The sequence below is a fragment of the Micromonospora sp. CNB394 genome, assembly GCF_000374985.1.
Taxonomy (GTDB): Bacteria; Actinomycetota; Actinomycetes; order Mycobacteriales; family Micromonosporaceae; genus Micromonospora; species Micromonospora marina.
Genome location: NZ_KB895832.1, coordinates 47,608 through 68,337 on the forward strand (window position 1 = coordinate 47,608; position 20,730 = coordinate 68,337).

18 protein-coding genes are annotated in these 20,730 nt (G+C 74.3%); 7 read left to right on the forward strand and 11 right to left on the reverse strand.

Going from position 1 to position 20,730, the window contains the following annotated elements; genetic code table 11:
* Position 1 precedes the first annotated feature (1 nt).
* Entirely contained in the window at positions 2-853 is an 852-nt protein-coding gene (locus C569_RS0112235; protein ID WP_018786069.1) for a putative RNA methyltransferase, read from the reverse strand.
* Between the two features lie 3 nt (positions 854-856).
* Positions 857-1,342 carry a MarR family winged helix-turn-helix transcriptional regulator gene (locus C569_RS0112240; protein ID WP_018786070.1) on the reverse strand — a complete coding sequence of 162 codons (486 nt, stop codon included), beginning with the start codon at positions 1,340-1,342 and terminating at the stop codon, positions 857-859.
* 61 nt (positions 1,343-1,403) lie between these two features.
* Between C569_RS0112240 and C569_RS0112245 the strand changes: the two genes are divergently transcribed.
* Together C569_RS0112245 and C569_RS0112250 are read left to right on the forward strand one after the other, a co-directional pair.
* Positions 1,404-1,634, forward strand: a complete 231-nt coding sequence (locus C569_RS0112245; RefSeq protein WP_018786071.1) for a membrane protein — start codon at positions 1,404-1,406, stop codon at positions 1,632-1,634.
* 9 nt (positions 1,635-1,643) lie between these two features.
* A complete protein-coding gene (locus C569_RS0112250) occupies positions 1,644-2,720 on the forward strand; it encodes an adenosine deaminase (protein WP_018786072.1) in 1,077 nt (358 codons plus the stop codon).
* Here the strand turns inward: C569_RS0112250 and C569_RS0112255 are convergent, their stop codons facing one another.
* Positions 2,721-3,158 carry an ATP-binding protein gene (locus C569_RS0112255; RefSeq protein ID WP_231394770.1) on the reverse strand — a complete coding sequence of 146 codons (438 nt, stop codon included), beginning with the start codon at positions 3,156-3,158 and terminating at the stop codon, positions 2,721-2,723.
* A 361-nt stretch (positions 3,159-3,519) separates the two neighbouring features.
* Here C569_RS0112255 and C569_RS0112260 point away from each other — a divergent pair, with 361 nt between their 5' ends.
* From C569_RS0112260 to C569_RS0112275, 4 genes are all read left to right on the forward strand, one after another.
* Positions 3,520-7,173: a nitrate- and nitrite sensing domain-containing protein gene (locus C569_RS0112260; protein ID WP_026268057.1), complete on the forward strand. Its 3,654-nt coding sequence runs from the start codon at positions 3,520-3,522 to the stop codon at positions 7,171-7,173.
* Complete coding sequence (locus tag C569_RS0112265; RefSeq protein ID WP_013283992.1) at positions 7,170-7,574, forward strand: roadblock/LC7 domain-containing protein; 405 nt, start codon at positions 7,170-7,172, stop codon at positions 7,572-7,574. The genes C569_RS0112260 and C569_RS0112265 overlap by 4 nt, the downstream gene beginning before the upstream one ends.
* 100 nt (positions 7,575-7,674) lie before the next feature.
* Positions 7,675-8,052, forward strand: a complete 378-nt coding sequence (locus C569_RS0112270; RefSeq protein ID WP_036345708.1) for a DUF742 domain-containing protein — start codon at positions 7,675-7,677, stop codon at positions 8,050-8,052.
* A 1-nt stretch (position 8,053) separates the two neighbouring features.
* Positions 8,054-8,647, forward strand: a complete 594-nt coding sequence (locus C569_RS0112275) for an ATP/GTP-binding protein (protein WP_018786076.1) — start codon at positions 8,054-8,056, stop codon at positions 8,645-8,647.
* A gap of 125 nt (positions 8,648-8,772) precedes the next feature.
* Here C569_RS0112275 and C569_RS0112280 read toward each other — a convergent pair whose 3' ends face one another.
* The 3 genes from C569_RS0112280 to C569_RS0112290 form a co-directional block, all read right to left on the reverse strand.
* Positions 8,773-9,993 (reverse strand): ABC transporter substrate-binding protein, encoded by a 1,221-nt coding sequence (locus tag C569_RS0112280; RefSeq protein WP_018786077.1) that lies wholly within the window; start codon positions 9,991-9,993, stop codon positions 8,773-8,775.
* 121 nt (positions 9,994-10,114) lie between these two features.
* Positions 10,115-12,520 carry a hypothetical protein gene (locus C569_RS0112285; protein ID WP_018786078.1) on the reverse strand — a complete coding sequence of 802 codons (2,406 nt, stop codon included), beginning with the start codon at positions 12,518-12,520 and terminating at the stop codon, positions 10,115-10,117.
* A 40-nt stretch (positions 12,521-12,560) separates the two neighbouring features.
* Positions 12,561-13,517, reverse strand: a complete 957-nt coding sequence (locus C569_RS0112290) for a hypothetical protein (protein WP_018786079.1) — start codon at positions 13,515-13,517, stop codon at positions 12,561-12,563.
* Between the two features lie 144 nt (positions 13,518-13,661).
* Between C569_RS0112290 and C569_RS0112295 the strand changes: the two genes are divergently transcribed.
* Positions 13,662-14,003, forward strand: coding sequence for a PadR family transcriptional regulator (locus tag C569_RS0112295; protein WP_018786080.1), 342 nt, complete (start codon positions 13,662-13,664; stop codon positions 14,001-14,003).
* Positions 14,004-14,082: 79 nt separating this feature from the next.
* Here C569_RS0112295 and C569_RS0112300 read toward each other — a convergent pair whose 3' ends face one another.
* The 5 genes from C569_RS0112300 to C569_RS0112320 form a co-directional block, all read right to left on the reverse strand.
* A complete protein-coding gene (locus tag C569_RS0112300) occupies positions 14,083-14,754 on the reverse strand; it encodes a permease prefix domain 1-containing protein (RefSeq protein ID WP_026268059.1) in 672 nt (223 codons plus the stop codon).
* A 61-nt stretch (positions 14,755-14,815) separates the two neighbouring features.
* On the reverse strand, positions 14,816-16,591 hold the full coding sequence (cydC, locus tag C569_RS0112305; protein WP_231394780.1) for a thiol reductant ABC exporter subunit CydC: 1,776 nt from the start codon (positions 16,589-16,591) through the stop codon (positions 14,816-14,818).
* Positions 16,592-16,688: 97 nt separating this feature from the next.
* The gene (cydD, locus tag C569_RS0112310; protein WP_018786083.1) at positions 16,689-18,371 is read right to left on the reverse strand and encodes a thiol reductant ABC exporter subunit CydD; all 1,683 of its coding nucleotides are present in this window, start codon (positions 18,369-18,371) and stop codon (positions 16,689-16,691) included.
* A complete protein-coding gene (locus C569_RS0112315; RefSeq protein ID WP_018786084.1) occupies positions 18,368-19,375 on the reverse strand; it encodes a cytochrome d ubiquinol oxidase subunit II in 1,008 nt (335 codons plus the stop codon). Before C569_RS0112315 ends, cydD begins: the two co-directional genes overlap by 4 nt.
* Positions 19,376-19,386: 11 nt before the next feature.
* Positions 19,387-20,634, reverse strand: a complete 1,248-nt coding sequence (locus C569_RS0112320) for a cytochrome ubiquinol oxidase subunit I (protein WP_018786085.1) — start codon at positions 20,632-20,634, stop codon at positions 19,387-19,389.
* Between the last annotated feature and the right edge of the window lie 96 nt (positions 20,635-20,730).

A 20,730-nucleotide genomic window follows, 5' to 3' on the forward strand; every position in this document is an offset into this window, starting at 1 on the left:
GTCAGCGCGGGCGGTGCACGCCGAGCCGGACCGAGAGCGTGACCGGCGCCGGCTCGGGCAGCGCGGCGATGCGCGCGGCGAGCCGCCGCGGGTCGGCGTGCCAGGCGCTCGGTCCCATCCCGACGAGCGTGGTGACCTCGGCGCGGGTGAGCGCGAGCCGGGCCCGGTACCCGGTCGCGGACTCCTCGGTGAAGTGGCCGCGGAGGCTGCCGGCGACCCGGTCGGCCTTGTCCGGGTCCACCCGCAGCAGGTCCAGCGCGTCGACGAGTTCGGTCAGGTGGTCGGCGGCCGGGGTGACCACCAGCAGCGCGCCGCCGGGGTCGAGCACCCGATGGAACTCCGGGCCATTGCGCGGCGCGAACACGTTCAGCAGCACGGCGGTGGACCGGTCGGCCAGCGGCAGCCGCTGCCACGTGTCGGCGAGCGCGGCGGCGGCCCGCGGGTGTGCCCGGGCCGCGCGGCGCATCGCCGGCTTGGAGACGTCCAGGGCCAGGCCGGCGGCGTCCGGCAGCGCCGCCAGCACCGCCGCGAGGTAGTGCCCGGTCCCGGCACCGGCATCGACCACCAGGGGGTACGGGCCGGAGTCCGCGACGCGTACCGCAGTGGTGGCCAGCGCGGCGGCGACGGTGTCGTAGTGGCCGGCGGCGAGGAAGCCGGCGCGGGCGGCGACCATCTCGGCGCTGTCCCCGGTGTGCGGGGCGCGGCCGGTGCGCAGGTTCACGTACCCCTGCCGGGCGATGTCGAAGCTGTGCCCGCGGGGACAGCGCAGCGCGCGTGCGGTGCCGGCGGTGGTCTCGGCGAGCGGTTCGGCGCAGACCGGGCAGCGCAGCCGGGCGAGGACGCGGTCGTCCACGACTCAGTCCTCCGCTTCCGACCGGGCGGTGGGGCGGCCGGTGAGGTGGTCGATCACCCGCTGGCTGAGCGTGCCGAGCGCGGCCACCTCGGCCGGGGTGAGCCGGTCGATCAGGTGCCGGCGGACGGCCGCGGCGTGCCCGGGTGCGGCGGCCTCGACGGCCTGGCGCCCGGCCGGGGTGAGCACGACGACCGAGCCGCGGCCGTCGGTGGCGCACTCCTCCCGGGTGACCAGTCCGCGTTGCTGCATCCGGGAGATGTGGTGGGACAGGCGGCTGCGGGACCAGAGCATCCGGTCGGCCAGTTCGCTGAGCCGTAGTCGTTGCTCAGGGGTCTCGGACAGGTCGCTCAGGACGTCGTAGTCCGGCTCGGAGAGACCGGCGTCCTGCATCAGCTCCCGGGCCAGTTCCAGGTCGAGCAGGCGGCGCATGCGGCGGTAGCCGCGCCAGGCGCGGTCCTCCTGCGCGTCCAGCCAGCCCGGTTCGTCCATGCGCCGATCCTACCGGTGTTGTTGACACGTCACCAAGTTGCCGTTCAGGTCGATCGATGGCATGTCAACCAAACTGCCGTCCGGGCTGGTGCGGCTGCTCACCGGCCTGGCCCTGTGCGGCGTCAGCGTCGCGCTGATGGTCCGCGCCGATCTCGGGCACGCTTCCTGGAACGTGCTGCACCAGGGCCTCGCCGACCGCACCGGCCTGCCGATGGTACGGCCGCCCCAGCTGTCCAACCTCGACCACCTGACCGGGCCGGTCCACCGTCCGGCCCGCACCGGGGGTGACTAGGGTCTGAGCATGGTCGCAATCTCGTACGAGGACATCGTCAAGGTCCCGAAGGCGCTGCTGCACGATCACCTCGACGGCGGCCTGCGGCCCGCGACGATCGTCGAGCTGGCCGCCGAGGTCGGCCACGAACTGCCCACCACCGACCCGGCGGCGCTCGGCGTCTGGTTCGCCGAAGCGGCGAACTCCGGCTCGCTGGAGCGCTACCTGGAGACGTTCGCGCACACGGTGGCGGTCATGCAGACCCCCACCGCGTTGCGCCGGGTCGCCCGCGAGTGCGCGCTGGACCTGGCCGCCGACGGCGTGGTCTACGCCGAGGTCCGGTTCGCGCCGGAGCAGCACCTGGAGCAGAACCTGACCCTGGACGAGGTGGTCGACGCGGTGGTCACCGGGTTCCGGGAGGGCAGCGCGCTGGCCGCCGAGGCGGGCACCCCGATCCGGATCGGCACGCTGCTCACCGCGATGCGGCACGCGGCCCGCTCGCAGGAGATCGCCGAGCTGGCCGTCCGGCACCGCGACACCGGTGTGGTCGGCTTCGACATCGCCGGTGCCGAGGCGGGGTTCCCGCCCACCCGGCACCTGGACGCGTTCGAATACCTCCAGCGGGAGAACTTCCACTTCACCATCCACGCCGGTGAGGCGTTCGGCCTGCCGTCGATCTGGCAGGCGATCCAGTGGTGCGGCGCCGACCGGCTCGGTCACGGCGTCCGTATCGTCGACGACATCACCCCGGGCAACCCGCCGGTGCTGGGCCGGCTGGCCGCGTACGTGCGGGACAAGCGCATCCCGCTGGAGCTGTGCCCCTCGTCGAACGTGCAGACCGGCGCGGCGGCCTCGATCGCGGACCACCCGATCGGGCTGCTGCGCGACCTGCGCTTCCGGGTGACTGTCAACACCGACAACCGGCTGATGAGCGGCACCTCGATGTCGCGGGAGATGGCGCTGCTGGTGGAGGCCTTCGGCTACGGCTGGAAGGAACTCCAGTGGTTCACCATCAACGCGATGAAGAGCGCCTTCATCCCGTTCGACGAGCGGCTGCGGATCATCGACGAGGTGATCAAGCCGGCGTACGCCGAGCTGATCGGCTGATCACGACCGGCGGGGGTGGCCGGAGAGCAGCGCGGCCACCCCGCGCAGCACCTGCCCGGCCCGGGCCGCCTCGGCGCCCAGCCCGGTCTGCCGGCGCAGCACGGCCGGCTCGGCGCGCAGCAGCGCGACCCCGCGCCGGAGCAGCACCCGGGGCGCCTTGCGCTGCTCGGCGAGATCCCGGGCGAGGCGGCGCAGGAACGTCGCGCCGCGCGGGCGGCGCAGCGCGTACGCCCCGGCGAGCAGCCCGAGTCGCCGGCACTCGGCCACGATCTCGGCCGCGAAGATCCCCTCGGCGACGAAGATTGGCGATCCGTCGACATGGAATGGCCGTGTGGCTACCCGACGGTCCGCGCCGATCGCATAAACCGGCACTTCGGCCTTGCCCTCACGGGCCAGCCGGGCGATTGTTTGCACCGCCGTGTCCGCATCCCAGGACAAGGGCGACTCCCAGTCCACCTGTCCGTTCCGACGCGGACACGTAGGGTCGTCGCCGTCCTTGTAGAAGTCGTCCAGGCAGAGCACCGGAAGTCCGGTTCGCTGGGCTATGTATGACTTTCCTGACCCGGAGGGGCCGGCAAGCAGCACGACGCGGTACGGATGTTCCATTACGTTATGTGACTCCGGCCAGACGGATTGCTATCAAATTGCATCAACATCTCATCACACCTCCGGTGAGGGACAACCTGGTCTTTCTCTTTGCGGAGCGGCGTGATGGAATCTCGGAGGTCCGACCCGCCGGGTCGGTCGCTCGGCGTTGCCCGCAGGGTGGCGTGGGGCGCGGTAATGCGAGGGCGGTGACGTGAGCAAACGGCCAACGACGGCGGGCTCCTTCCTGTCGCGGCTGCGTCGGCCGATGAGTCGGCTGCGCGACATGCCGATCTGGTCCAAGCTCGGTCTGATCATGATCGTGCCGACCATCGCCACGGTCGTGGTGGGCACCAGTGGTCTGGTCGACCACCTGGAGACGCTCAACAACGCCAACCGGGCGGGGGATCTGGCCAATCTGATCGGCTACTCGGGTGACCTGGTCGACAGCGTGCAGGACGAGCGGGTCGGCGCCGTGCTCTTCCTCGGCGCGAAGGAGTTCCAGACCCGGGCGCAGTACCAGGAGGGTTACAACCGCGCCAACCAGCGGGTGGACCAGAGGAAGTCGTCCTACCTGCGGCAGCGTGGCGAGATCGACGACCTGCCCCGCAACTTCGTCGGGTTGCTGGACACGATCGACACCCAGCTCAAGGACCTTCCGGCGACCCGTAGCCAGGTGCTGAACGGCAAGCTGAAGATCAATGACGCCGACCAGGCGTACCGGCAGCTGATCGAGGACCTGCTCGCGATCCGCGACTCGGCCACCCAGCTCGCCGGCGACAACGACCTGAGCGACCGGATGCGCGCGGCGGCCGCGGTGGCCCGGCAGAAGGAATACCTGACCCAGCGCCGGGTCGTCGTCCACCAGGCGCTCACCCAGAACCAGTACACCGCCGCGCTGCGCGAGCAGTTCATCGCCAGCGGCACCGGCCAGTCGCAGTCGCTGGCCACCTTCCAGGCCGTCGCCACCGAGCCCGACAAGCTGTTCTACGAGCAGACCGTCTCCGGGCCCGACCTGCGCAAGGCCGACCGCTTCACCAGTTTCATCTCCGGCAACAACAACGGCTCGATGGAGAACGCCCCGTTCGGGGCGGACCAGTGGGACCAGACCATGGTCGCCAACGCCGAACTGATCCGTACCGTCGAGTCCCGCCTGGACGGCAACGTGGTCCAGCAGGCCGACGCGCTGCGCTCGGACACCCAGCGCCAGGTGTTCCTGGAGACCGGCCTGCTGCTCACCATGCTGCTGCTGGCCATCCTGTTCGCGTACCTGGTGGCCCGCTCGATGGCCCGCTCGCTGCGCGACCTGCGCCAGGGCGCCCTGGCGGTGGCCCAGTACGGGCTGCCGCAGGCGGTCGCCCGGCTGCGCGACCCGCAGGTGACCGGTCAGCTCTCCCCGGTGCAGCTGGCCAACCAGATCGCCGAACCGCTGCCGGTGCGGAGCAAGGACGAGTTCGGCCAGGTGACCGAGGCGTTCAACGCCGTCCACCTGGAGGCCGTCCGGACCGCCGCCGAGCAGGCCGCCCTGCGGGCCTCGGTCGCGACCATGTTCGTCAACCTGGCCCGCCGCTCGCAGATCCTGGTCGACCGGCTGATCGGCCACCTCGACCGGCTGGAGCGCGGCGAGGAGGACCCGGACCGGTTGGCCGAGCTGTTCCAGCTCGACCACCTGGCCACCCGGATGCGCCGCAACGACGAGAACCTGCTGGTCCTCGCCGGTGCGGACTCCACCCGTGTGCAGCGCGAGCCCGCCGCCCTGATCGACGTGCTCCGCGCCGCCCAGTCCGAGGTCGAGCACTACACCCGGATCGAGTTCGGCGTGATCGACCGGGACATCGAGGTCGCCGCCCACGCGGTCAACGACCTGGTGCACCTGGTCGCCGAGCTGTTCGACAACGCCACCGCCTTCTCCCCGCCGGACTCACAGGTCATGGTGGAGGCCCGGCGGGTCGGCGACCGCGCCTCCCTCTACGTGGAGGACCGCGGCATCGGCATCAGCTCGGAACAGCTCCGTGACCTCAACGAGCGGCTGGCCACGCCGCCGCAGGTGGACGTCGCGGTCTCCCGGATGATGGGCCTGGTCGTGGTCGCGCGGCTGGCCGCCCGGCACGGTGTCCGGGTCGAGCTGCGACCGGGCGCCGACCGGGGCACCGTCGCCGACGTGACGCTGCCGACCTCGGTCCTGGTGCCGCGCGCCCTGGCCGGCCGCGGCCAGCCCGGACCGGCCCTGCCGCCCGCCGCCCCGCAGCAGAACGGCCCGGCGCCCGCCTTCGGCGCCCTGGCCGCCTTCGGCAACAACAACCCGCCGAGCCTGCCGCCGGCGCCGCACCCGGGCTCATCGGGCAACCAGGTCACGCTCGGCGGCCGGGCCTTCGACCCGGCACCGCGCAACGGCTCGGGCACCCCGGCGAACGCCGGTGGCGGCCGGGCGATGCCGGCCTGGTCCGACCTGACCGGCGCCAACCCGTCCGGCGGGGACGGCGGATTCGGCTCCCGGCCCTCCAACGGCCAGTCCATGGACCCGCTGCCCCAGCGGCGCAACCCGGCCGACGACGACCCGGGCAGCACCGGCCAGCAGCCGGCGATCCCGCGCCAGCTGCCGAGCAGCCCGGAGGCGCGGCCCTACAGCCCGCCGCCGGTCTCCGCGCCGCCGGTCCCGCCGGTGTCGGCGCCGCCGCTGCCTCCGGTCTCCGGCGCCCCGGTCTCCGGTCACCCGCTGCCGTACCGTCCGGTCTCGGCCGCCCCGGTCTCCGGCGACCCGTTCCCGGGCCGTCCGGTCTCCGCGGCGCCGGTCTCCGGCGACCCGCTGCCGTACCGTCCGGTCTCGGCCGCGCCGGTCTCCGGGCACCCCGCGTCGGCTGTTCCGGTCTCCGGACAGCCCGCCGCCGGTCAGCCGGCCGCCGCGCCGCCGACGAACCAGCCGCAGGCACGCTCGATGCCCGCCCCGGGTGTCAGCGCTCCGCCGGTCTGGCCCCCGGTCGCGCCGACGCCCGCTCCGGCGGCGCCGGAACGGCCTGCGAGCGGTATGGACATGACCACCGAGCTGCCCCGGGTGCCGCGCACGGAGATGCCGGCCACCCCGCAGCCGGCGGCCGGCCAGCCCGCCGCCGCTCCGGCCACGAACCGGCCGTCCGAGGCCCGGCCCGCCACCCCGGCGGCTCCGTCGTCGCGACCGGCCGCGCCGCAGCAGCCGGGCAACCGCCAGCGGTACGCGGACGAGACGATGGAGCTGCCGATCTTCCGGGAGCTGGAGTCGGCATGGTTCCGCACCCGCCGGCCCGGGCCCAACGACGAGGCGGCGGCTCCGGCCGCGCCGACGAACGGTGGCGCCGCCACCCAGCAGTTCGCCAAGGTGGACACCGCCGGCCGGCCCGTGCCGCAGCCGACACCAGCAACGACAGGTAACACACCGATGGCACACACTCCGACGGCAGGCGGAGCACCGCGTGACAACGGCGCGGCGAACGGCAACCCCCGTCCCGCGTACACCGGCGGGTTGCCGACCCGGCAGCCGGCCGCGCCGCCGCAGCCCTCCTCACCCTGGCAGACCGCTGCCGACGACGGCTGGCGGGCCGCCTCCGCGGCCACCGAGGTGCCGGTGGCGGAGACCACCCGGAAGGGCCTGCCGAAGCGGAAGCCGATGGCGCAGCTCGTGCCGGGCAGCATCGACAAGCCTTCCGCGTCCGTGCAGCGGCGTACACCGGAGGGAGTCCGGGGCCTGCTCTCGGCCTACCATCGGGGCGTGCAGCGCGGACGTAACACCGACAGCAACACGACCGGCCCGGAGGGCACTCCGGGCGGGCAGCAGTCCTCGCAGTCTGACTCAGGCCCGGTGGCCGGGAGCGGGCAGAAGGAGCAACAAGGATGACTACTACGCAGGATCTCGGATGGCTGCTCGCCAACTTCGCCGACCGGGTGCCCGGTGTGGCGCACGCGGTCGCGGTCTCGGCCGACGGCCTGCTTCTCGCCTCGTCCCGTGACCTTCCGCGGGACCGCGCCGACCAGCTCGCCGCGATCGCGTCCGGTCTGGTCAGCCTCACCCAGGGCGCGGCCCGCTGCTTCGAGGGCGGGGCGGTGTTGCAGACAGTGGTCGAGATGGACAACGGTTTCCTGTTCCTGATGTCCATCTCCGACGGCTCGTCGTTCGCGGTGCTGGCGGCGCGGAGCTGCGACGTGGGTCAGGTCGGGTACGAGATGGCCCTGCTCGTGGACCGGGTGGGCGACGCCCTGACGCCGCAGCCGCGCACGGCTGTGGGGATGATGGGCTGAATGACGCGCTGGCCGGTGGGTCAGGTGCGGGAACAGCAACGACAGCGACGGATGTCACCGGGGCGAGCCGGTGCCGGGTACGAGGGAGGTGAGCGGCGAAATGGTGGATCGTGACGAGCCGACCGGAGCGTTGGTCCGGCCGTACGCCGTCACCCGCGGTCGTACCCGTCCCCGGCTCGACATCGCCCTGGAGGCACTCGTCGAGACGACGGTGCGCGGCCGAGCGGTTGCCACTGGCAATGGTGGCCACGGTCGTGAACACCAGTACATCGCCGCGTTGTGTGACGGACGTGTGCAGTCGCTCGCTGAGATCGCGGCGCGGATGCAGCTTCCGCTCGGCGTGGCCCGGGTGCTCATCGCCGACATGGCGACGGACGGCCTGGTCGCGGTCCACGAGCCGACCATTTTGGACGACTCGGATGACGCGGTGGGCACTGAACTGCTGGAGAGGGTGCTGAGTGGACTTCGCAGGCTCTGACATGTCGCACCGGCCGCCGGTCCCGAGCGGGCGCGTGACGTCGGCGAAGATCGTTATCGCCGGTGGGTTCGGCGTCGGCAAGACGACGCTGGTCGGCTCGGTCTCGGAGATCACGCCGCTGACCACCGAGGCGATCATGACCTCCGCCGGCGTGGGCGTCGACGACACCCGGCAGGTGCCGGGCAAGACGACGACCACGGTGGCCATGGACTTCGGTCGTATCTCGATCGACCGGGATCTGATCCTGTACCTGTTCGGTACGCCGGGTCAGACGCGGTTCTGGTTCATGTGGGACGAGTTGGTCCGGGGTGCGATCGGCGCGGTGGTGCTCGTCGACACCCGGCGGCTCGCCGACTGCTTCGCCGCCATCGACTTCTTCGAGCACCGGCGGCTGCCGTACCTGGTGGCCATCAACTGCTTCGACGGCATGCAGTACCACGATCCGCAGGACGTCCGGGACGCGCTGGCGATCTCCCGCGACGTGCCGGTGGTGCCGTGCGACGCCCGGAACCGGGAGTCCACGAAGCACGTGCTGATCTCGCTGGTCGAGTACGTGCTCACCATGCGGCGCTCGCGGGCCGTCGCGCCCGCCTGACCGACGCGCGGAAGCGCCCGGCGGCCTCAGGGCCACCGGGCGCTTCCTGCCGTCCGGGGGTGGACACGTTGAGCGATCACCCGGTGACCGGCCACGCGGGACGGTCACCGGGGTGACGGTCGAGGTCAGGCGAACCGGGTCCAGGCGCCCCGGAACACCTGGTACACGGCGAGCGAGTCGGGCTCCATGCCGCCGTGCCGGTCGGCGCGGAACGCGTACCCGCCGGCGATGCCCTCGACCGTCTGCGCCTGCAGGAGGGCCCGCAGCCGGCCCCGGTCGAGGCTCGTCGCCATCCGCGCCGACGTGGCGAGGAGCTGGAGCGCGTCCGAGGCGTACGGGGCGAAGTCCGGGCTGACGCCGTGCCGCTGCGTGTAGCGGTTGACGAAGTCCCTGCGGGCCAGCTGCGCCGTCGTGGTGGCGGTCGCGGTGGAAACGTCCAGGCAGGCCGGGTGCACCGCGTACGCGCCCTCCACGGCGGTGGCGTTCGCTCCCTGCACCGTGTCGTCGGCGACCGCGCCGGCATCGAAGAAGATCGGGCCGCGGTGACCGGCGGCGCGCAGTTCCCGTGCCGCGACACCGGAGTCGGGCGCGGTACCCCAGACCACCACGCCGTCCCGCTGGCTGCCGGCGACGCGCTCGGCGGCGGCACGGAAGCGGCGGCCGGTGGCCGGCAGGCGTACCGTGCGGGCCAGGTCGGTGCTGCTGTCGGCGAGCGCCTCCCGCATCGCCCGCACACCCGAGTCGCCGTGCAGGCCGTCGGCGGCGAGCACTGACACCCGCCGGATCTTCTGGGAATCGAACAGCTCCACCAGGCGACGCGCCATGTCGACGGCGTCCGGGGTGAGCTTGTAGGTGAACGTGCGTTCCTCCAGCGGCAGCACGATGCGGTCACCGTAGCCGAGGGACAGGAACGGCGTCTTGACCCGCTGGGCGGCCGCCGCGAGGGCCGTCGAGGTCTCGCCGAGCACGCCGCCGATGAGGGCCTGGGCGCCGGCCCGGGTGAGGTCGGCGGCATGGCGGGCGGCGACCTCGGGGTTGCTGCCGTTGTCCAGGATCTGGAGCCGGACCGACCGGACCAGGTTTCCCACTGGTACGCCGGTCCGGTTGAGCGAGTCGGCGGTGAGCTGAAGAGCCTGCCGCTGGGCGACGCCGAGCAGCGCCCCGGCGCCGGTCAGCTCGAGGCTCGCGCCGACGATCAGATCCTGGTCGGTCGGCGCGCTGCTGGACGGGCCGTCGTCCGGCCGCTGGCCCTGCGGGGCGCAACCGGCGAGCAGCAGGCTGCCGGCAGCGGCGGCGAGGACGCCCCGCCGGGTGAGCACAGTGGAGTCGAACGCCGGTGTCGCCAATGGAATCGCCTTCCCACCCCGGCGAACAGGCGCCGCCGCTGGTCCGCCGGGTATGTTCCCGGCCGGTCCAGCCCAGCGTCAAATCGTCCCGGTGTGGGATGGAGCACCCCGGCGGGCCCGGTCAGGAGCGGTAGCCCGCCGAGCGGTACTCGTACTCCCGGTCGTCGTCGCGGTCACCGGTGTCGCGGGTGAAGTCCCAGCCGCCGGCCGCCTCACGGCCCGGACGGCCGCCCACGGCGAAGCCGCCGATCTCCTGGCCGCGCCGCCAGCCCCGGAAGTATCCGGTGGTGTTCTCGGCGAGGCTCGCCGCGTTCCGGACGATCCGCAGAGGACGCTCCTCGCGCAGCGGGGAGCCCGGCACCAGGTTGGCCTGCGGTACGCGCTTCGGCAGCCCAGCCGTGGTCTCCGCGCCGACGGACGGGCGGGCCGCCTGCTCGGCCGCCTGCCAGCCGGTGTCGGCGGTGGTGGACCAGTCCAGGTCGGCCTCGTCGCCGTGGCCGACGAACCAGGCGGACTTCGCCTGCGCGAAGATCAGCAGGTCGCCGTCACCCTCGTCGGAGACCGGCGGCGGCCGGTGCTCCTTCGGGGCGGGGCGCCGCTCGGGCACGGCGGGAAGCGGGACGCGACCCGGGCCGCCCTGGTCGACCAGACGCAGCGGGGGCGCCTCCAGACCGGGGTCGACCGGCCGGCCCATCTCGTCGCGCAGCGCGCGGTCGGCGAGCGGCGGCGGCTCCACCAGCCGCAGCATCGGCGGCTCCTGCGGCAGGTCGTCGGCGAGCCACGGTGGCGTGACCCGGCCGGGGTCGCTCGGCGCGTCCACGCCCCGTCCGTACGAGTAGGTGGTGCTCTCCCGCTCCCGGGCGGTGTCGTCCTCGTTGTTCACCAGCGGCCAGTTGGCCCGCGAGCCGGGCGGCGCCTCCGGCGCGGGCGGACGCGGGGCCGGCACCGGGATGCTCAGGTCGGTGGCGCTGAACCCACCGGTCGGCGGTTCCGGATTCTGGCTCGTCTTGGGCCGGGGCGGGATGACGGTGCGCTGCCGCTCGGCCCGCGCCTTGTTGATCGCCGCGGTGGTGAGCGTCGGGCGGAACGGCTCGCCTGCCTCGGCGGGCGGGACCGCGCCGCGCGGGGACGGGGCGATCGGTGTGATCCCGGGGGGCGGCGGAGGCGGCGCGGAAATCGGCCGGTTGGTCGGGCCGTCCACCCGCGACGGCAGCGGCGCGCCGGTCGGCTCGGGTCGCGCCGGCGGAGCCGAGGACGGCCGGCCCAGTGCTGCCGCCGGGGCGACGGGCGTGACCGGGGCCGGGGCGACCGGCGGCGGCGTGACGGGCGCGGGCGCGACCGGTGGCGGGCCCAGCGGCCGGGGCGTCGTCGTGGCGGCCGGACCGGACACCGGCTCCGGACGGCTGCGCCGCCCACCGGGGAGCGGCTCGGGACGACTGCGACGGCCGGCCGGCTCGGGTGCCCCGGCCGGATCGGGACGGTCGCGGTGCGACTCGGCGATCGGGTCCGGCTGGATGGAGCGCACCGGACGGAGGTCGGCCGCCGAGTTCGAGGTCAGCTCGTCGACCTGCTCGCCCCGGCGGGCGGCGGCCCGGCGGCCGGTCGCGGGAGTGGGAGCGGTGCGTTCGGCGAGCGCGCCGACGAGCGCGTCGCAGCCGGCGTCGCAGGTCCGGACGGAGGCGACGGCCTGGCGTACGGTCTCGGCGACGGCCGCGGTGAGTGTGCGGTTGACGGTGGCCCGCCGGGGCGTCTCGGAGATGGCCACACGCAGCGCGGTCACCGCGTCGGAGACGGCCTCGGCGTCGGCCACTCCTTCGCCGGCCAGCTGCGCGACGACCGCGTCGGCGGCCAGCGCGCCGTCCCGGCCAGCACGGGTCGCGGGACCGGTGAGCATCCCCGGCTCGGGCAGCGCGTCGAGCACCGCCAGGGCGACCCGGTCGGCCGGATCCGGGTAGGCCCGCAGCGCGGCCGGGTAGAGCTCGCGGAGCACCTCGCGCAACGTCACCGCGGCGGAGTGCCGGCCGCTCGCCAGCGCCGCGTGCGCGGCCAGGACCTGCGTGTATCCGGCGAGTTCGCGCGGTGCCGGGAGGGTCACCGCGGAGAGCGCGCCGGCCTGGAGCGCACGGGCCAGTCCGACCGCCCGGCGCTCGGCGGGCGGGGACTGCATCTCCTCCAGGGAGTCGTCGTCGGCGAAGCGCTCGGCGAAGTCGTCCACCGAGTCGTCGTCCGCGATCGCCAGCGGCCGGCCGGCGGCGCTGAGCAGCGAGGTGACGATGTGGTCGTCGCTGTCCGCGGCGATGGCCGCGCCGCTGGGACCGCCGGACCGTTCCACCAGCAGCGCGACCAGCCGGGCGTAACCGGCGGGATCGTCACCGATCTCGCAGACGTGCAGCAGACGGCCTGCGTCATCGACCACAGCGGACGTCAGCGTCGTTCCGGCCGAAGCCGTTCGGTCGGCCGGATCTGCCGAGGCCAGACCGCAGTACACGCGCACGAGCGCCACGGCGTCGTCCTCCTCCCGGGACACAGGTCTTGCTCTGCCAGAGACTGATGCTCCCCGCTTGGGGTCAGTCGCGCCAGTCCACAACCGCAGAGATCTTGCCGACAATGGTGCGCCAACCCAAACTTGCGGTTTGTGCCCCGATTTTCTTCAGCCGGCGACGACCCAGGAAACCACCGACGCCGCCGTTTACGGAAGCGCGCAGCGCCTCGTCCAGGTCGTCCAGGCTGGAGCCCGCCGAGAGCATATCCAGCACGGCGGGTAGCCGTAGGGCGTACGCCAGGTCACGGGCGACCTCGCCGGCTTCGATGAGCAGCTCGTGGTCCCACGCGTCGTGGCCGCCGCGCAGGTTCTCCACGACCAGGTCGAGCTCGTACGTGTCCTCGTCCAGCGGGGCGATGTCGGCCGGCTCGAGCCGTTCGGACAGTTCATTCCAGCTGTCCAGCTGAGACAGATCGTTTGGCGCACCGGAACGGATGAAAGTGACCAATGACTCCGGGGTCTTGAACAGCAGGAGCCGGCCCTTGTGGGTGAGGAAGACCGGCACCTCCTCGTCGCCCGACTCGTCCTCGTCCTCGTCGTCCTCGTCGTCCTCGGCGTCGTCGTCGGCCTCGGCCTTGTCGTCGTCCGAGGCGTCGGCCTTGCCCTTGCGGCGGGCCTTGGCGTCCTTCTCCCCGTCCTCGTCGTCGTCCTCGGCGGAGAGGGCGGCGAACTCCTCGTCGAGGATCACCACCTCCTCGTCCTCCTCGGTCTCGACGACCTGGCGGCGGGCCAGGAACGGGTCGTCCTGGTCGCGCTCGGTGACGTCGGTCGGGGTCAGCTCGCGCGCCTGCCGGTAGGCCCGCAGCGTGAAGCCGGTGCCGGCGGGCAGGGCGATCTCCACCGGGTCGATCCGCACCTCGTCCCAGAGCGCGCGGTCGGCCGGCGGGCGGTCCTCCTCGACCTCGTCGGCCGCGGCGGCGGCGTCGGTGTCGTCGAGCTCGGGCTCGTCGGCGTCGGGCCGTTGGGGCGACTGGCGGGCCACGCTGACCTCCGTGTGCGTTCGGGTTGCCCACCCGACGGCGTCGGCCGCCGAGTGACTCTGCGCACATACCCTAGTGGGCGACGGTTCCGACCGGGAGTCGCACCCCTTGGCGTCGCGGCGGCGCGACAAGTAGCGTTGCTACGCATGAAGGCGCAGACGCTGCACGGACACCTGGACGCGCTGCTGCTCGCCGTGCTGGAACGGGGCGCACTGCACGGCTACGCGATCATCGAGGCGTTGCGGGCCCGCAGCGGCGGTGCGCTGGATCTGCCCACCGGCACCATCTATCCGGCGCTGCGCCGGCTGGAACGGGCCGGGCTGGTGGCGAGCACCTGGAGCACTGTGAACGGCCGGGAACGCCGCACCTACGAGTTGACCGACGCCGGTGGCCGGGCGCTGGCGGGGGAACGGGCCGGCTGGCGCGAGTTCAGCGCCACGGTCGGACGGTTCCTCGGCGCGGACGAGCCGCCCACCGCACCGGCCTGACCACCGCGCCCGGCCGCCTCGGGCCCCCGCCGACGGGCAGCCCGGGGTGCCCGGGCGGCAAGCCCGACGGCCGTCCGGTTCAGCCGGCCAGCCGGCGGTCGGCGAGCATCCAGCAGCAGGCCGCGCGGGCGAGGGCGAACCAGGCCGCCGAGACCACCACCATCCCGACGATCAGGGGCGGCCAGGTGAGCGCCGCGTCCCACAGCCCGACCGACCAGCCGAACAGCGCGCCCCCGGCGACCGCACCGACCAGCAGGCTGCCGGTCAGACCGACACCGATCACCCGGGCCGGGCGGACGAGCCGCGGTGATCCCCACCGGGCGACCAGCAGCGCGGCCAGCGCCAGCGCGGCGACCACCCCCCAGATGCCGTTCAGCGCGGCGGAGAGCAGCAGGTAGCTCTGCGGCGGTGGCGGACCACTGCTCCAGCTCGACCCCTGCCAGGTCAGATCACCGGCGGCGATGAGCACCACCGCCACCACGAGCGTGCGCAGCGCCAGCCGGTGCAGCGCGCCGACGGCAAGCTCGGCCTGGAAACCCGGCACGAGCTGGGCGTCGCTGCCGAACTCGGCGACCGCCCGCCGCTGCGCCTCCGCCCGCGGCAGGCCCCCGTCCCGGTACGCCTCGACGGCGTCCTCCAGCGCGTGCCTTGCCTCGGTCAGCAGGTCGGCCTTGAGCCGGTCCGGCCCGTGCAGCCGCGTGGACAACTCGTGCAGCCGGCGGTCGACCACTGCCTCCTCATGCACCCGCATGCGGTAAGCCTGCCACCGGCGGGCGGCACCCGCGTCAGGGAAAACCCCGATCGGCCGGGTGTCAGGGTGTGATCGCCAGGTAGCCGCGCTCCGCCGCCTCCTGGCGCAGCCACTGCTCCCGGTACCAGCCGGGACGTGCCACCAGCTCGTCGTGCCGGCCGCGCTGCACGATCCGGCCGCCTTCGAGCACCACGATCTCGTCCAGCCCGGCCAGACCGCTGAGCCGGTGGCTGATCAGCAGCACCGAGTGCCCGGCCGGGGTGGCGGCGAGCGCGGAGTCCAGCACCGCGTCGGCAGCCGCCGGATCGAGCCCCTCGGTCGGCTCGTCGAGCACCAGCACCGGCGGTGCGGCCAGCAGCGCCCGGGCCAGCGCGAGCCGCTGCCGTTGCCCGCCGGAGAGCTGCCCGCCCTGCTCGCCGACCACCGTGTCCCAGCCGTCGGGCTGCTCGTGTACCCAGTCGAGCAGGCCGGCCGCCCGGGTCGCGGCGACCAGGTCCGCCTCGGTGGCGTCCGGACGGCCGAGGAGCAGGTTCTCCTTGACCGTGGCGTGGAAGACGTACGCCTCAGCGAGCAGGCCGCCGACCACCCGGGGCAGGTGCTCGGCCGGTATCTCGGACACCGGCACGCCACCTGCGGTGACCTCGCCGGTGCCGGGGCGTACCGCGCCGGTGAGCACCGCGGCGAGCGTGCTCTTGCCGGCGCCGCTCGGCCCGACCACCGCCACCCGGCGGCCGGCCGGCAGGTCGAGGTCGAACCCGGCCAGCGCGGGGGCGGCGCCCGCCCGGTAGCGGACCGTCACACCGGAGAACCGCACGTCGTGGCCGTCGGTCCCGGGCACCGGCGCGTTCGTCGGCGTCGCCGGGGCGGGTGCGGTGAGCAGGTCGGCGACGCGAGCCAGTCCGGCCCGCAACTGGGTCCGCTGGCGTGCCGCCGCGACGAGCGCGAGCGCCACCTCCACGGCGGCGAGCGAGCCGACCGCGAGGACGCCGACCAGCACGCCGCCGACCTCGGCGCGCAGCGCCACGACCACCACGGCGGCGGCGGTGAGACCGGCCACGAGGACGCCGAGCGCGTCCACCGCGAAGCCGGTGGCGGCGAGCCGGCGTTCCAGCCGGGCCAGCCGTCCGGCCCGCTCGTCGGCGGCGGCGAGCGCCGCGCCGGTCGCCCCGAACGCGGCCAGGTCGGCGGCACCGTGGGTGAGGTCGACCGCGTCCACGGCGAGCGCGCCCCGCAGCGGGGCCACCTCGTCGGCGGCGCGGCGGGTGATCCGGGAGGCGAGCGCGGGGAGCGCCACGCCCGCCACGAGCAGGCCGATCGCGAGCACGCCGGCGGCCGGCGGTGAGATCAGCGCGGCGACGCCGACGGCGAGCACGCTGACCAGGGCCGCTGCCGCTCCCGGTACGAGGACGCGCAGGAGCAGGTCCTGGGCCGCCTCCACGTCGGAGACCAGCCGGCTCAGCGCGTCCCCGGTACGGCGGCCGGTGTCGCGCCGGGCGGCGAGCGTGGCGAAGACGCGGGCCCGTACGTCGGTGATCATGCGGAGGACGGCGTCGTGCCCGGCGAGCCGTTCGGTGTACCGGAACACGCCCCGGCTGACCGCCAGCGCCCGGACCGCGACGATGGCCACCGTCAGCCGGTCCAGCGGCGGCCGGCCGGCGGCGCTCATCAGCAGCCAGGTGGCGGTGGCCATCAGCGCCAGGCCGGCGAACTCGGTCGCGGCGGCGAGCAGCCCCGCGCCGAGCAGCCGGCTCAGGTACGGCCGGGCCAGACGCAGCACCGCCCGCTCGGCGCCGGGTAGGGCGGTCGTGGGCGGCTCCGGCGTGCCGGAGGGGGCCATGGGCACTCCGGTCGGCCCGGCCGGCTCGCGGCCCACCGGCGTGACGCCGTCGCCGGCGGTCACCGGGTCACCGCCGGGCGGGCGGGGGAGACGGGGATCATCGGGGCGCCACCGCTCCGGTGGCGGCCGTGTGCAGCTCGGTGACCCGGCCGTCCTCGACGCGCAGGATCCGGTCGGCGTCGGCGAGCAGCGCGGGCCGGTGCGCGACGAGCAGCGCGGTACGGCCGGCGACCAGCCGCCGGGTCGCGTCCAGCACCACAGCCTCGCTGGCGCTGTCCAGCCGCGCGGTCGGCTCGTCGAGGAGCACGATCGGTGCGTCCCGCAGGAACGCGCGAGCCAGGGCGACCCGCTGCCGCTGCCCGCTGGACAGGCCGTGGCCGCGCTCGCCGAGGCAGGTCTCCAGCCCGTCGGGCAGCGCGTCGACCACCTCGTCCAGCGCGGCACCGGTGACCGCCGCGGCGAGCACGTCGTCCGGGGTGTCCGGTGCGCCGAGACGGATGTTGTCGGCGAGCGACCCGGCGAACAGGTGCGCGCGCTGCGGCACCCAGGCCAGCTCGCGCCGCCAGGCGTCGAGGTCGGCCCCGGCCAGGTCCACCCCGTCGACTGTGACCCGGCCCGTGGTGGGTGCGACGAAGCCGAGCAGCAGGTTGAGCAGGGTGCTCTTGCCCGCACCGCTGGGCCCGATGATCGCCACCCGGTCGCCCGGCCGGACGGCCAGCGTGACGTCGCGCAGCGCGGTGGTGCGGTCGTACGCGACTGTCACGCCCTCGAAGCGGATCTCGCCCCGGCCGTCCGGCGCCGGACGCCGGGGCTCGGCGGTGGCGGCGGGTGCGTCGGCGGCGGAGAGCGTGAGCGCCTCGTCCAGCGCGGTGAGCCCTTCCATGCTGGCGTGGAACCGGCTGCCCGCGGCGCGCAGCGGCAGGTACGCCTCCGGGGTGAGCAGCAGCACCAGCAGCGCGGTGGAGAGCGTGAGGCCGCCGCCGAGCAGCCGGATGCCGACCGGCACCGCGACCAGCGCGACGGAGAGCGTGGCGACCAGTTCCAGCACCAGCGCGGACAGGAACGCGATCCGCAGCGTCTTCATGGTGGCCTGGCGGTGGCCGTCGGCCATTCGGCGTACCACGTCGACCTGCCCCCGGGACCGGCCGAACGCGCGCAGCGTGGGCAGCCCGGCCACCATGTCGAGGAAGTGCCCGCCGAGCAGCGACAGCCGCCGCCACTGCCGTTCGGTGGCGGCCTGCGCCTGCCAGCCGAGCAGCGCGCCGAAGATCGGGATGAGCGGGATGGTGAGCGCGATGATCAGCGCCGAGCTCCAGTCGGCGAACACGATCCGGGCCAGCACCGCCACCGGCACCGTCACGCTCAGCACGAGCTGCGGCAGGTAGCCGGTGAAGTACGGGTCGAGCGCGTCCAGACCGCGCCCGGCCAGCGTGGCGAGCTGCCCCGCGCGCTGCCCGGCGACCCAGGTGGGTCCGTGCCGACCGACCGCGCCGAGCAGGTCGGCGCGCAGCGCCGCCTTGACCGTGGCGGCGGCCCGCGCCGCCACCGTGCCCTGGGCCCAGCTCACAAGTGCCCGCCCGGCGACCGCGGCCACGAACCCGGCCAGCGCCTGCTGGTGCAGCCGCCCGTCGAACGCCGTCGCCAGCAGCGTCGCCAGCGCGGTGGCCTGCGCGACGACCAGTAGCGCGGTGAGCCCGCCCAGCACCGCGAGCACGGCGAGGTCGCGCCGGGCCGCGGGGACCCGGCGCAGCAGACGCGGGTCGAACGGGCGGCGGTTCACCAGTACACCGGTGCCCTGCCGTCGATCCGTCCCCGGAACACCCACCAGCACATCGCCTGAAAGCCTAGTAGGGCCGGCACGAGCGGTAGCGCGAGCCATCCCAACAGCGCCAGCGTCGGCCGGCTGGCGGCCGCTTCGGCCACCGTCAGCGACGCCGCCGGGTCGGTCGTGGAGACCAGGATCCGGGGCCAGAGCGCGGCCCCGATCAGCGGCGCGGGCAGCGCCAGCGCCGTCGCGGTCGCCGCGAAGGCCGTCCCGGCCCGGCCCCGGCGTAGCGCCGCGCGGGCCGTCAGCAGCGCCGCCACGAGCGCCAACGGCAGGAGTACGGCCACCGCCGGGCGCGCCACCGCGGCGCGTACCCGATCGGAGAGCAGGCCCAGGACGGTGGCCGAGGCGACGGCGACGAGCGCGGCGGGCACCAGGCCGGTCGCCAGCCGGGCGAGCGCCGGGGCCTCGGCGGCGGGCAGCCGGAGCGTGAGGAACGTCGCACCGTGCACCGCCACCAGCGCGAGCAGCGCCAGCCCGGCGGCGGCGACGAACGGGGTGGCGAGATGACCGGCGTCGACCACATGGCCGTCCGCGCCGAGCGGCACGCCCTGAAGCAGCCCGGCGAGCACCGCGCCCCAGCCCAGCGCGGCGAGCACGCAGCCGACCACCACCAGGCGGTCCCAGCGGGCGCGGGCGGTGGCGGCGGCCGGGCGGCTGCGCAGCTGCACCCCGGCGGTCACCAGCACCACCCCGGTCAGCGCGGCGAGCACGGCCGGGTAGAGGCCGGCGAGCAGCTCACCCTCCAGCCGGGGGAACGCGCCGAACAGGATGCCCACGGCCGCCACCAGCCAGACCTCGTTGCCGAGGAAGAACGGTCCGAGCGCGGTGAGGGTGGTCCGGCTGCCCGGTGCCGGGCCGCGTCGGGCCAGCAGCAGGCCGACGCCGTAGTCGTAGCCGCCGAGCACGAGGTAGGTGGCGAAGAAGAGGCCGAGCAGGGCGTACCAGGCGAGTTCCACGGCGGGCTCCCTCAGACGAACACGGGCTGGTGGTGGGCGTCGGTGTCGGGCGCGGGCGGCCGGCCGAGCGCGGGGTCGTGCGCGCCGCGGGCGGCGTGCCGGGCCAGCAGCATCCAGTTGGTCACCGCGAGCGCGCCGAGCAGCAGGCTGAACCCGATCAGCGAGGTGAGCATCAGCCCGGGTGAGACCGGCGAGACGGCCTGCGCGGTGGGCAGCAGCCCGTACGCGGCCCAGGGCTGGCGGCCGACCTCGCGGGCGATCCAGCCGAGCAGCATCGCCACGAACGGCAGCGGCAGGCCGAGCAGGATCAGCCAGAGCGGCGCCTTCAGCCGGATGATCCAGTCGCGCCAGAGCAGCGGCAGCAGGAGCCAGACGGTGCCGAGCGTGAAGCCGATCAGGATCATGAAGCCGAGGCCGACGTCGGAGAGCACCGGCGGTTCCCAGTCGCCGGGGCCGAACCGCGCGGTCCAGTCGGCGACGAGCGCGTCCCGGTCCGGCCCGCCGCCGAACTTGGTCGGCTGGAGCTGCCCGACCGGGCCGAACTGGGCGAAGCCGAAGCCCTGGAGCGTGGTGACCGCCAGGGCCGCGGTGACCAGGCCGAGCCGCAGCGAGGTGCGGAAGAGCGCGTAGTCGGTGGTACGCCGCAGCAGGTGCCAGGCGCTCACCGCCGCCATCAACAGGCCGCCGGTGACCAGGCTCGCCGAGATGACGTGGCCGAACGCCATGCCGAACGTGGGGTTGGTGAGCAGCGCGCCGAAGTCGGTGAGGTGGGCGACGCCGTCGCGGACCTCGTATCCGACCGGGTTCTGGAGCCAGGCGTTCGCCACCATGATCCAGAAGGCCGAGGCGTACGCGGTGACCGCCACACCCCAGAGCAGTGCCAGGTGCACGCCGCGCCGCAGCCGGTGCCACCCGAAGATCCACATGCCGAGGAACGTGGACTCCAGGAAGAACGCGACGAGCGTCTCGATGGCGAGCGGCGCGCCGAACACGTTCCCGACGTAGCGCGACAGCCCGCTCCAGTTCAGGCCGAACTGGAACTCCATGACGATGCCGGTGGCGATGCCGAGCACATAGTTGATCACGTAGAGCTGGCCCCAGAACCGGGTCAGTCGCTCGTACACCGGCTTGCCGGTGAGGAAGCCGGCCGTCTGCAACCCGACCAGGAGCGTGACCAGGCCGAGCGTGACCGCCACGAACAGGAAGTGGATCGAGGTGGTGGTGGCGAACTGGAGGCGGGCGAGGAGCAGCGGGTCCACTGTCGTCCTCCCATGGGTTGTCTCACTTGTCGTAGTCAACCTACACATAGGCTGCCTACCTATGAAGGTGCGCGAACCCGGAGAAGTCCCGTAGGG